Origin of the sequence: Pseudomonas sp. Choline-02u-1 (assembly GCF_002836515.1) — a bacterium.
Lineage (GTDB): Bacteria > Pseudomonadota > Gammaproteobacteria > Pseudomonadales > Pseudomonadaceae > Aquipseudomonas.
In genome coordinates, this window is record NZ_PJBC01000059.1 from 171109 (window position 1) to 183683 (window position 12575).

Sequence of the window (12575 nt, forward strand, 5' to 3'; positions counted from 1 at the left end):
GGCGGGCCAAGCCTGCAGCCTTTTTGAGTGTTGATCCGTGAGTGATTTGAGTCATATCCGCAATTTCTCCATCATCGCCCACATTGACCATGGCAAGTCGACGCTGGCTGACCGTTTCATCCAGATGTGCGGCGGCCTGGCCGAGCGTGAAATGGAAGCCCAGGTGCTGGATTCCATGGATCTTGAGCGTGAACGCGGGATCACCATCAAGGCCCACAGCGTTACCCTCTATTACAAAGCCAAAGACGGCATCACCTACCAGCTGAACTTCATTGACACCCCGGGCCACGTCGACTTCACCTACGAAGTCAGCCGTTCCCTGGCCGCGTGCGAAGGCGCCTTGCTGGTGGTCGATGCGGGGCAGGGCGTCGAAGCCCAGTCCGTGGCCAACTGCTACACCGCCATCGAGCAGGGCCTGGAGGTCATGCCGGTCCTGAACAAGATCGACCTGCCACAGGCCGAGCCGGATCGCGTCAAGGACGAGATCGAGAAGATCATCGGCATCGACGCCACCGACGCCGTTACTTGCAGCGCCAAGACCGGCCTGGGTGTCGACGAAGTGCTCGAGCGTCTGGTGCACACCATCCCTGCGCCGACCGGCAACATCGAAGATCCGCTGCAAGCGTTGATCATCGACTCCTGGTTCGACAACTACCTGGGCGTTGTTTCCCTGGTACGCGTGCGCCACGGCCGTGTGAAGAAGGGCGACAAGATTCTGGTCAAGTCCACCGGCAAGGTGCACCTGGTCGACAGCGTCGGCGTGTTCAACCCGAAACACACCGCCACCGTTGATCTGAAGGCCGGCGAAGTGGGCTTCATCATCGCCAGCATCAAGGACATTCACGGTGCGCCGGTCGGTGACACCCTGACCCTGAGCTCCACGCCGGACGTGCCGGTGCTGCCGGGCTTCAAACGCATTCAGCCACAGGTTTACGCCGGTCTGTTCCCGGTCAGCTCCGATGACTTCGAGGATTTCCGCGAAGCGCTGCAGAAGCTGACCCTGAACGACTCCTCGTTGCAGTACACCCCGGAAAGCTCCGACGCCCTGGGCTTCGGCTTCCGTTGCGGCTTCCTCGGCATGCTGCACATGGAGATCATCCAGGAGCGCCTCGAGCGCGAGTACGACCTGGACCTGATCACCACCGCGCCGACGGTAATTTTCGAGCTGGTGCTGAAAACCGGTGAAACGATTTACGTCGACAACCCGTCGAAGCTTCCGGACGTGTCGGCGATCGAGGACATGCGCGAGCCAATCGTGCGCGCCAATATCCTCGTACCGCAGGAACACTTGGGTAACGTGATCACCCTGTGCATCGAGAAACGCGGTGTTCAGGTCGACATGCTGTTCCTCGGCAATCAGGTGCAAGTCACCTACGACCTGCCGATGAACGAAGTGGTCCTGGACTTCTTCGACCGTCTCAAATCCACCAGCCGCGGCTATGCTTCGCTGGACTACCATTTCGATCGTTACCAATCGGCTAATCTGGTGAAACTGGACGTGCTGATCAACGGCGACAAGGTCGATGCCCTGGCATTGATCGTGCACCGTGACAATTCGCACTTCAAAGGTCGCCAGTTGACCGAGAAGATGAAAGAACTGATTCCTCGTCAGATGTTCGACGTGGCGATCCAGGCCGCCATCGGTGGTCAGATCGTGGCGCGGACAACCGTCAAGGCGCTCAGAAAGAACGTATTGGCCAAATGCTACGGCGGTGACGTCAGTCGTAAGAAGAAGCTGCTCGAGAAGCAGAAGGCCGGTAAGAAACGCATGAAACAGGTCGGCAACGTGGAAATTCCACAGGAAGCCTTCCTCGCCGTGCTCAGGTTGGAATAATCAGGTCCTATGTCGCTAAATTTCCCGCTGTTGCTGGTCATCGCCGTGTTCGTCTGCGGCCTGTTGGCGTTGCTTGATCTGCTGTTCCTGGCACCGCGTCGGCGGGCTGCCATTGCCTCGTATCAAGGCAGTGTCAGCCAGCCCGAGCCTGTGGTGGTCGAGAAGCTGAACAAAGAGCCGCTGCTGGTCGAATACGGCAAGTCGTTCTTTCCTGTGCTGTTCATCGTGCTGGTTCTGCGTTCGTTCCTGGTGGAGCCGTTCCAGATTCCGTCCGGCTCGATGAAACCGACCCTGGATGTCGGCGATTTCATTCTGGTGAACAAGTTTTCCTACGGCATCCGCTTGCCGGTGATCGACAAGAAGATCATCGAAGTCGGTGATCCGCAGCGCGGTGATGTCATGGTGTTCCGCTACCCGAGCGACCCGAACGTCAACTACATCAAGCGTGTGGTCGGCCTGCCGGGTGACACGGTGCGTTACACCGCCGACAAGCGTCTGTTCGTCAACGGTGAGTCGATTGCCGAGAAAATGGTCGGCGCCGAACCGGGCACGCTGGGCAGCGCTGAACTCTACAAAGAGAAGCTGGGCGCCGCCGAGCACCTGATCCGCAAGGAAATGAGCCGCTATCGCGCCACGCCGGATCGTTCGTGGACAGTGCCTGCCGGGCACTACTTCATGATGGGCGACAACCGCGACAATTCGAACGACAGCCGTTACTGGGATGATCCGAACATTCCCAAGGACCTGCTGGGCATGGTTCCCGACCGCAATATCGTCGGCAAGGCCTTCGCGGTCTGGATGAGCTGGCCGGAGCCGAAACTCAGCCACCTGCCGAATTTCTCGCGGGTCGGCCTGATCAAGTAATCAAACACGGCGCTGTTGACCACAGCGCCGAATGCATTTCTGGAGCCGGCACAATCGGCTTCGCAATCGCCAGGATCTATTTTTTGAACACAGCGTTAATTGTCCCAGGCCTGCGCCGTACCCCGGCGATGGCAGTGGAAACCAGCCACGAACTCAGCGTGGGTAAACCGTGAGCGTTTCTCTAAGCCGTCTCGAGCGCCAGCTCGGTTACACCTTCAAGGATCAGGAGCTGATGCTGCTGGCCCTCACGCACCGCAGTTTTGCCGGACGCAACAACGAGCGTCTGGAATTCCTCGGCGATGCCATCCTCAACTTCGTCGCTGGCGAGGCGCTGTTCGATCGTTTCCCGCTGGCCCGCGAAGGCCAGTTGTCGCGTTTGCGCGCGCGCTTGGTGAAAGGTGAGACGCTGGCCGTACTGGCTCGCGGTTTCGACCTCGGCGATTATCTGCGTCTGGGGTCGGGTGAGCTCAAGAGCGGTGGTTTCCGCCGTGAATCGATCCTCGCCGATGCCCTCGAAGCCCTGATCGGTGCGATCTACCTCGACGCCGGCATGGACGTCGCCCGCGAGCGCGTGCTGGCCTGGCTGGCCGGCGAATTCGAAGGCCTGACGCTGGTCGATACCAACAAGGATCCGAAAACCCGCTTGCAGGAACATCTGCAATCGCGCGGTTGCGAACTGCCACGCTACGAAGTTGTAGATATCCAGGGCGAACCGCACTGCCGAACCTTCTTCGTCGAGTGCGAAGTGGTCTTATTGAATGAAAAAAGCCGAGGTCAAGGCGTGAGCCGTCGTATTGCCGAACAGGTAGCGGCCGCCGCAGCATTGATTGCCCTGGGCGTGGAGAATGGCAATGACTGATACAAACGCAACTCGCTGTGGCTACGTTGCCATCGTCGGCCGTCCCAACGTCGGCAAGTCGACGTTGCTCAACCACATCCTCGGGCAGAAACTCGCGATCACCTCGCGCAAGCCGCAGACCACGCGCCACAACATGCTCGGCATCAAGACCGAGGGCGACGTGCAGGCGATCTACGTCGACACCCCGGGCATGCACAAGGGCGGCGAAAAGGCCCTGAACCGTTACATGAATAAAACCGCTTCGGCAGCGTTGAAAGACGTCGACGTGGTGATTTTCGTGGTCGACCGCACCAAGTGGACCGAAGAAGACCAGATGGTCCTCGAACGCGTGCAATACGTCACTGGCCCGCTGATCGTTGCGCTGAACAAGACCGATCGCATCGAAGACAAAGCCGAGCTGATGCCGCACCTGAGCTGGTTGCAGGAACAGCTGCCGAACGCGCAGATCATCCCGATTTCCGCGCAGCACGGGCACAACCTCGACGCGCTGGAAAAGGTCATCGCCGATCACCTGCCGGAGAATGATCACTTCTTCCCGGAAGACCAGATCACCGACCGCAGCAGCCGTTTCCTTGCCGCCGAACTGGTGCGCGAGAAAATCATGCGCCAGATGGGCGCCGAGCTGCCGTACCAGATCACCGTCGAAATCGAAGAGTTCAAGCAGCAGGGCAAGACCCTGCACATCCACGCGCTGATTCTTGTCGAGCGTGACGGCCAGAAAAAAATCATCATTGGCGACAAGGGCGAGCGCATCAAACGCATCGGCACCGAAGCGCGCAAGGACATGGAGCTGCTGTTCGACTCCAAGATCATGCTCAACCTGTGGGTCAAGGTGAAAGGTGGCTGGTCCGATGACGAGCGCGCGCTGCGTTCGCTGGGGTATGGCGACCTGTAACAGTCCCGGTTTTCTCATACACCAGAGAACCCTTGTGGGAGCGGGCTTGCTCGCGAAGGCGGGGTATCAGTCGATACATTCTTCGACTGATACCCCGCCTTCGCGAGCAAGCCCGCTCCCACATTGGGTTTATGTTGACTCAGGAATGCGTTTCTTCATCGAGAACTCAATGTCGCAAAACCCGCCTCCCGCCCAATCCGCCTACGTCCTGCATTCGCGCGCCTACCGCGAATCCAGTGCTCTGGTCGACTTCCTCACGCCACAAGGGCGGCTGCGGGCGGTGTTGCGCAGTGCGCGGGGCAAGGCCGGGACGCTGGCGCGACCGTTTGTGGCGCTGGAGGTCGAGTTCCGTGGCAAGGGTGAGCTGAAAAACGTCGGGCGCATGGAGAGCTCTGGCACCTCCGCCTGGCTCAACGGCGAGGCGCTGTTCAGCGGTCTCTATCTCAACGAACTGTTGATTCGCCTGCTGCCTGCCGAGGATCCGCATCCTGCGGTGTTTGATCACTATGCCGCGACCCTGTTGGCGCTCGCCGAAGGCCGACCGCTTGAGCCATTGTTGCGCTCCTTCGAGTGGCGGCTGCTGGATGATCTTGGCTACGGTTTTTCCATGAATACAGACATACATGGCGATCCTGTTGCTGCGGACGGTCTCTATCGCCTGCAAGTCGATGCCGGGCTCGAGCGGGTTTATCTGTTGCAGCCAGGCCTGTTCAACGGCACTGAACTGCTGGCCATGGCCGAGGCCGACTGGTCGGCGCACGGTGCGCTGTCGGCGGCCAAGCGTCTGATGCGCCAGGCGCTGGCAGTCCATTTGGGCGGGCGTCCGCTTGTCAGTCGCGAGCTGTTTCGCAAGCCCTGATATGCTGTGCGCCGAATTCTTCCCTTCAGGAGCGCACTCGTGACCACCAGCAATCGCATTCTTCTTGGCGTGAACATCGACCACGTCGCCACCCTGCGTCAGGCCCGTGGCACGCGCTACCCGGATCCGGTCAAGGCGGCGCTGGACGCAGAAGAGGCGGGGGCCGATGGCATCACCGTGCACCTGCGCGAAGATCGCCGGCACATCCAGGAACGCGACGTGTTGCTGCTCAAGGATGTGCTGCAAACGCGCATGAATTTCGAAATGGGCGTCACCGAAGAAATGATGGCGTTTGCCGAGCGTATTCGCCCCGCGCATATCTGTCTGGTGCCGGAAACCCGTCAGGAGTTGACCACTGAAGGTGGCCTGGATGTGGCGGGACAGGAGGAACGCATCAGGGCTGCGGTGGAGCGGTTGTCGAAAATCGGCAGCGAAGTATCGCTGTTCATCGACGCCGACGAGCGGCAGATCGCCGCCTCCAAGCGCATCGGTGCGCCGGCGATCGAACTGCACACCGGGCGCTACGCCGATGCCGACACTCCCACCGAAGTGGCCGAAGAGCTCAAGCGCGTCGCTGATGGCGTCGCGTTCGGTCTGGCTCAGGGCCTGATCGTCAATGCCGGACATGGCCTGCATTACCACAACGTCGAAGCAGTGGCGGCGATCAAGGGCATCAACGAACTGAATATCGGCCACGCGCTGGTGGCGCATGCGTTGTTCGTAGGGTTCAAGTCCGCCGTGTTCGAGATGAAAGCCCTGATCCTGGCCGCGGCCAAGGTTTAAAGGTCAGCGCGTAACAACTGTGGGAGCGGGCTTGCTCGCGAAAACGGTGGGTCAGCCAAAGATGATGTCGACTGACACCGCGCATTCGCGAGCAAGCCCGCTCCCACAGTTGGATTTGAAGTGTTGGTTAGAGCGGGGCAGGTTCCTGCGCCGGTTTCGATTTGTCGATCGCCGGCACATGCAGGTTGCCCTCGGCCACCTGATCGCCTTCAAGCTGCGGCTGGGTCACCCAGGTCAGGATGTCGTAGTAACGACGAATGTTCGCCACGAAGTGCACCGGTTCGCCACCGCGGGCGTAACCGTAGCGGGTCTTGCTGTACCACTGCTTCTGCGACAGGCGCGGCAGTATCTTTTTCACATCCAGCCACTTGTCCGGATTCAAGCCTTCCTTCGCCGCCAGCTTGCGTGCGTCATCCAGATGGCCGCTGCCGACGTTATACGCCGCCAGGGCGAACCAGGTGCGGTCCGGTTCCTGGATCGAATCGTCGAGCTGATCCTTCATATAAGCCAGGTACTTGGCGCCGCCCATGATGCTCTGCTTGGGATCGAGGCGGTTGGACACGCCCATCGCCTGCGCGGTGTTCTGGGTCAACATCATCAGGCCGCGTACGCCGGTTTTCGAGGTCACCGTCGGCTGCCACAGCGATTCCTGATAGCCGATGGCCGCCAGCAGGCGCCAGTCGACTTTCTCTTTCTTCGCGTAGTTCTTGAAGTGCTGTTCGTATTTCGGCAGACGCTGCTGCAAATGCTGGGCAAAAGTGGTGGCGCCCATATAACCGAGTACATCGACATGGCCGTAGTAGCGGTCTTTCAGGCGTTGCAGGGTGCCGTTTTTCTGAACCTTGTCCAGATACGCATTGATTTCATTGAGCAGGCTGTTGTCTTCGCCCGGGCCAACCGCCCAGCTCTGGCTGCGCGCGTCACCAAGGTCGAAAGCTACGCGGATATTGGTGAAGTACACTTGGTTCATCGCCACTTCGTTGGAGTCGACCAGCGTCAGGTCAATCTGGCCTTCATCGACCATGCGCAGCAGATCGACCACTTCAACTGCGTCGGATTCTTCGTACTCGATGCCGGGATATTTCTGCTTCAGTTCGGCCAGTTGCTCGGCGTGGGTACTGCCCTTGAGCACGGTGATCTTCTTGCCGACCAGATCCACCGGATCGGTGGGGCGCGACTGGCCGTTGCGGTAGATGATCTGCGGGGTGACTTCAAGGTAGGAATGGGAGAACCGCACCTGCTTCTTGCGTTCATCGCTGCTGACCAGACCGGCGGCCGCGAGCACCGGGCCGTTCGGCTTGCCGACCTGATTGAACAGGTCGTCGAGATTGTCGGCGGTCTCGATCTTCAATTCGACGCCCAAATCGTCGGCGAAACGCTTCACCAGCTCGTATTCGAAGCCGGTTTCACCGCTGCGATCCTGAAAGTAGGTGGCGGGGCTGTTGCGGGTAACCACCCGCAGCACACCGTCCTCCTTTACGCGCTCGAGTGTGTTGGGTTTATCAACACAACCACCGAGCATCAGGAAGAGTCCGGTTGCGATCAGCCATTTGGCGTATCGCGGACGCAAAGCCGTTGGGAAAAACATCTGCGCAGTATACGCAAACGGCCACGGGCGCCATATCTCGACAGCGTAGGACGAGTCTGCTAGCGATCACAAATTCGCGCGAAATACCTTGAGAACGGGCCTTCAGGGCACTTTGTTACATAAAAAATAAGCCGCGCTGAAACGCCCGATTTACCTGACTCCGAAGGCAGAAACACAGATTGCTACCCGAGTGCAACCGTGCGTAGCGTTTCGGGTGATGTTGAGGTCGGTTTAGGCTAGAATGCACGGCCTCAAAGCACACCCCTTCCCGAGGCTGTCCCGAAGATGTTGATCCTGCGCGGCGCTCCTGCCCTTTCTGCCTTTCGCCACAGCAAACTCCTTGAGCAACTGAGCCAGAAGGTTCCAGCTGTCAGTGGCCTGTATGCTGAATTCGCTCACTTCGCCGAAGTCACCGGCGTCCTGACCGGCGACGAACAGCAGGTGCTAGCGCGCCTTCTGAAGTACGGCCCAAGTGTTCCGGTTCAAGAGCCGACCGGCCGTCTGTTTCTGGTGTTGCCGCGTTTCGGCACCATCTCGCCGTGGTCGAGCAAGGCCAGCGACATCGCCCGCAACTGCGGCCTGAGCAAGGTCCTGCGCCTGGAACGCGGTATCGCCTTCTATGTCGCCGGTGAGTTCAGCGAAGCCGAAGCCCAACTGATTTCGGACGCACTGCATGACCGCATGACCCAGATCGTGCTGGCCAACCTCGAGCAGGCCGCCGGTCTGTTCAGCCACGCCGAACCGAAGCCGCTGACCGCGATCGACATCCTCGGTGGCGGCCGCGCCGCGCTGGAAAAGGCCAACACCGAGCTGGGCCTGGCCTTGGCCGAAGACGAGATCGACTATCTGGTCAACGCCTTCAACGGTTTGAAGCGCAACCCGCACGACATCGAGCTGATGATGTTTGCCCAGGCCAACTCCGAGCACTGCCGTCACAAGATTTTCAACGCCAGTTGGGACATCGATGGTCAGAGCCAGGAAAAAAGCCTGTTCGGCATGATCAAGAACACCTATCAGATGCACAGCGAAGGCGTGCTGTCCGCTTACAAGGACAACGCTTCGGTGATCGTCGGCAACGTTGCCGGCCGCTTCTTCCCGAACCCTGAAACGCGCCAGTACGGTGCGGTGCAGGAGCCGGTGCACATCCTGATGAAGGTCGAAACCCACAACCACCCGACCGCGATCGCCCCGTTCCCGGGCGCATCGACCGGTTCCGGCGGCGAGATCCGTGACGAAGGTGCAACTGGCCGTGGCGCCAAGCCAAAGGCTGGCCTGACCGGTTTCACCGTATCCAACCTGCAGATCCCTGGCTTCGAACAGCCATGGGAAGTGCCGTATGGCAAGCCTGAGCGCATCGTTACCGCACTGGACATCATGATCGAAGGCCCGCTCGGCGGCGCCGCGTTCAACAACGAATTCGGTCGTCCGGCCCTGACTGGCTACTTCCGTACCTTCGAACAAGCGATCAGCACGCCGCACGGTGACGAAGTGCGCGGTTACCACAAGCCGATCATGCTCGCAGGCGGCATGGGCAATATCCGCGAAGAACACGTCAAGAAAGGCGAGATCGTCGTCGGCTCCAAACTGATCGTCCTCGGCGGCCCGGCCATGTTGATCGGTCTGGGCGGCGGCGCGGCTTCGTCGATGGCTACCGGCACCAGCTCGGCGGATCTGGACTTTGCTTCCGTGCAGCGTGAAAACCCTGAAATGGAGCGTCGCTGCCAGGAGGTCATCGACCGTTGCTGGCAACTCGGTGACAAGAACCCGATTAGCTTCATCCACGACGTCGGCGCGGGCGGTCTGTCCAACGCCTTCCCGGAACTGGTCAACGACGGCGACCGCGGTGGCCGTTTCGAACTGCGCAACATTCCCAACGACGAGCCGGGCATGGCCCCGCACGAAATCTGGTCGAACGAATCCCAGGAACGTTACGTGCTGGCGGTCGGCCCGGAAGACTTCGAGCGCTTCCAGGCGATCTGCGAACGCGAGCGTTGCCCGTTTGCCGTCGTCGGCGAAGCCACCGCCGAACCGCAACTGACCGTGACCGACAGCCACTTCGGCAACAACCCGGTGGACATGCCTCTGGAAGTGTTGCTGGGCAAGGCCCCGCGCATGCACCGTTCGGTGGTTCGCGAAGCTGAATTGGGTGATGACTTTGATCCGTCGAACCTCGACATTACCGAGTCCATCGAACGCGTTCTGCATCACCCGGCCGTGGCGAGCAAGAGCTTCCTGATCACCATCGGCGACCGCACCATCACCGGCCTCGTCGCCCGTGACCAGATGGTTGGCCCGTGGCAAGTGCCGGTGGCCGATGTTGCCGTCACCGCGACCAGTTTCGACGTCTACACCGGTGAAGCGATGGCAATGGGCGAGCGTACGCCGCTGGCTCTGCTGGACGCCCCGGCATCGGGCCGCATGGCGATTGGCGAAACCATCACCAACATTGCCGCCTCGCGCATCAACAAGCTTTCCGACATCAAACTGTCGGCGAACTGGATGTCGGCGGCCGGCCACCCGGGCGAAGACGCGCGTCTGTACGACACCGTAAAAGCGGTCGGCATGGAGCTGTGCCCTGAGCTGGGCATCACCATTCCGGTGGGCAAGGACTCGATGTCCATGGCCACCCGCTGGAACGACAACGGCGAAGAAAAAACCGTCACCTCGCCGATGTCGCTGATCGTCACCGGTTTCGCGCCAGTGGCTGACATCCGTCAGACCCTGACCCCGGAACTGCGCATGGACAAGGGCACCACCGACCTGATCCTGATCGACCTCGGTCGCGGCCAGAACCGCATGGGTGCATCGATCCTCGCGCAAGTCCACGGCAAGCTCGGCAAGCAAGCGCCGGACGTCGATGACGCCGAAGACCTGAAAGCCTTCTTCGCGGTGATCCAGGGCCTCAACGCCGACGGTCACCTGCTGGCCTACCACGACCGCTCCGATGGTGGTCTGCTGACTTCCGTGGTGGAAATGGCCTTCGCCGGCCACTGCGGTCTGAGCCTGAACCTGGACAGCGTTGCCGAATCCGCCTCGGAAATCGCCGCGATCCTGTTCAACGAAGAACTCGGCGCGGTGATCCAGGTTCGTCAGGACGCCACGCCGGACATCCTCGCGCAATTCAGCGCTGCCGGTCTGGGCGACTGCGTGTCGGTGATCGGTCAGCCGATCAACAATGGCCAGATCAACATCACCTTCAACGGTGACACCGTGTTCGAAGGCCAGCGGCGTCTGCTGCAGCGTCAGTGGGCCGAGACCAGTTACCAGATCCAGCGTCTGCGCGACAACGCCGACTGCGCCGAGCAGGAATTCGACGCGCTGCTGGAAGAAGACAACCCGGGTCTGAGCGTCAAGCTCAGCTACGACGTCAACCAGGATGTCGCCGCGCCTTACATCAAGAAAGGCATCCGTCCACAGGTTGCCGTGCTGCGCGAGCAGGGCGTCAACGGTCAGGTGGAAATGGCCGCCGCGTTCGACCGCGCCGGTTTCAGCGCGATTGATGTGCACATGAGCGATATCCTCGCCGGTCGTGTCGACCTCAACGAGTTCAAAGGCCTGGTGGCCTGCGGCGGTTTCTCCTACGGCGACGTGCTCGGCGCCGGTGAGGGCTGGGCCAAGTCGGCGCTGTTCAACAGCCGCGCCCGCGATGCGTTCCAGGGCTTCTTCGAGCGTAACGACAGCTTCACCCTCGGCGTGTGCAACGGTTGCCAGATGATGTCCAACCTGCACGAGCTGATCCCGGGCAGCGAGTTCTGGCCGCACTTTGTGCGCAACCGCTCCGAGCAGTTCGAAGCGCGCGTGGCGATGGTGCAGATCCAGGAGTCGAACTCGATCTTCCTGCAGGGCATGGCCGGTTCGCGCATGCCGATCGCCATCGCCCACGGTGAAGGTCACGCCGAGTTCGCCAGCGAAGAAGCACTGCTGGAAGCCGATCTGTCCGGTTGCGTGGCGATGCGTTTTGTCGATAACCACGGCAAGGTCACCGAAGCCTACCCGGCCAACCCGAACGGCTCGCCGCGGGGCATTACCGGCCTTACCAGCCGTGACGGTCGCGTGACGATCATGATGCCGCACCCGGAGCGGGTGTTCCGCGCGGTGCAGAACTCGTGGCGCTCGGAAGACTGGAACGAAGATGCACCGTGGATGCGTATGTTCCGTAATGCCCGTGTCTGGGTGAACTGAGGCCTGTGTTCAAGCTCGCATTTTTCGTTCCCGACAGTCATGTCGAGGTGGTCAAGGACGCTGTGTTCGCTGCCGGTGGCGGGCGGATCGGTGACTACGACCACTGTGCGTGGCAAGTGCTTGGCTCGGGTCAGTTTCGGCCGCTGGATGGCAGTCAGCCGTTTATTGGTGAGGCGGGGCAGGTTGAGCGGGTCGAGGAATGGAAGGTTGAGCTTGTCGTTACGGATGAGTTGATTGTTGCTGTTGTGGCAGCGTTGAAATTGAGCCATCCGTATGAGACGCCGGCTTATGAGGTGTGGCGGCTGGAGGATTTCTGATCCTTTTGGCGGCTGAACGGGAAACCCGCAGATGAGTGATTGTCTGCGGGTTTTTTGTTGGCGCCGATTTTGTGAGCGATAGCCTTACAGCCGAGCAGTGGCAAGATCAAGATCAAGAGCACTCGAGCTGGCGCTCATTGTTGAGTGGTTAGAAGCGGGTGGTTGGCTTTGGATGGTGGGTGTGGCTGCCCTCATCGGAACGCCGCCAGCCCAACCCTCTCCCTACGGGCCGTCCGACATTTTGGGAGGGTTAGGGTGAGGGTGGCGATCTGAAGTCTGTTAAAGCAATGTCTGAATCGGCACAACCTTCCCACCTGCCGCTCAAGCGCTGCGGACAATCACAGCTCTAGGGCATAAAAAAACCACTGGGCTTGCAAACCCAGTGGTTTCCGAA

Annotated in this window: 9 protein-coding genes; 8 read left to right on the forward strand and 1 reads right to left on the reverse strand. The window is 60.4% G+C overall.

Annotated elements, in window-relative coordinates:
• Positions 1-37 precede the first annotated feature (37 nt).
• From lepA to pdxJ, 6 genes are all read left to right on the forward strand, one after another.
• Complete coding sequence (gene lepA, locus CXF97_RS16125; protein WP_016771564.1) at positions 38-1834, forward strand: translation elongation factor 4; 1797 nt, start codon at positions 38-40, stop codon at positions 1832-1834.
• Positions 1835-1843: 9 nt separating this feature from the next.
• Positions 1844-2698: a signal peptidase I gene (lepB, locus tag CXF97_RS16130; protein WP_101159339.1), complete on the forward strand. Its 855-nt coding sequence runs from the start codon at positions 1844-1846 to the stop codon at positions 2696-2698.
• A gap of 169 nt (positions 2699-2867) precedes the next feature.
• Positions 2868-3557: a ribonuclease III gene (rnc, locus tag CXF97_RS16135; protein ID WP_024011703.1), complete on the forward strand. Its 690-nt coding sequence runs from the start codon at positions 2868-2870 to the stop codon at positions 3555-3557.
• A complete protein-coding gene (era, locus tag CXF97_RS16140; RefSeq protein WP_003221935.1) occupies positions 3550-4452 on the forward strand; it encodes a GTPase Era in 903 nt (300 codons plus the stop codon). Before rnc ends, era begins: the two co-directional genes overlap by 8 nt.
• Before the next feature lie 169 nt (positions 4453-4621).
• The gene (gene recO, locus CXF97_RS16145; RefSeq protein ID WP_101159340.1) at positions 4622-5311 is read left to right on the forward strand and encodes a DNA repair protein RecO; all 690 of its coding nucleotides are present in this window, start codon (positions 4622-4624) and stop codon (positions 5309-5311) included.
• 39 nt (positions 5312-5350) lie between these two features.
• Complete coding sequence (gene pdxJ, locus CXF97_RS16150) at positions 5351-6094, forward strand: pyridoxine 5'-phosphate synthase (RefSeq protein WP_101159341.1); 744 nt, start codon at positions 5351-5353, stop codon at positions 6092-6094.
• Between the two features lie 127 nt (positions 6095-6221).
• Here pdxJ and mltF read toward each other — a convergent pair whose 3' ends face one another.
• A complete protein-coding gene (gene mltF, locus CXF97_RS16155; protein ID WP_101159342.1) occupies positions 6222-7682 on the reverse strand; it encodes a membrane-bound lytic murein transglycosylase MltF in 1461 nt (486 codons plus the stop codon).
• A 285-nt stretch (positions 7683-7967) separates the two neighbouring features.
• Between mltF and purL the strand changes: the two genes are divergently transcribed.
• Both purL and CXF97_RS16165 read left to right on the forward strand, forming a co-directional pair.
• Positions 7968-11864, forward strand: coding sequence for a phosphoribosylformylglycinamidine synthase (gene purL, locus CXF97_RS16160; protein ID WP_101159343.1), 3897 nt, complete (start codon positions 7968-7970; stop codon positions 11862-11864).
• Between the two features lie 5 nt (positions 11865-11869).
• Positions 11870-12181, forward strand: a complete 312-nt coding sequence (locus tag CXF97_RS16165) for a YqfO family protein (protein ID WP_101159344.1) — start codon at positions 11870-11872, stop codon at positions 12179-12181.
• Positions 12182-12575 lie beyond the last annotated feature (394 nt).

Bases quoted from the DNA above. Each gene is read 5' to 3' on its own strand.
- lepB (WP_101159339.1), top strand. From the start codon at position 1,844: ATGTCGCTAAATTTCCCGCTGTTGCTGGTCATCGCCGTGTTCGTCTGC.
- era (WP_003221935.1), top strand. From the start codon at position 3,550: ATGACTGATACAAACGCAACTCGCTGTGGCTACGTTGCCATCGTCGGC.
- recO (WP_101159340.1), top strand. From the start codon at position 4,622: ATGTCGCAAAACCCGCCTCCCGCCCAATCCGCCTACGTCCTGCATTCG.
- mltF (WP_101159342.1), bottom strand. From the start codon at position 7,682: ATGTTTTTCCCAACGGCTTTGCGTCCGCGATACGCCAAATGGCTGATC.
- purL (WP_101159343.1), top strand. From the start codon at position 7,968: ATGTTGATCCTGCGCGGCGCTCCTGCCCTTTCTGCCTTTCGCCACAGC.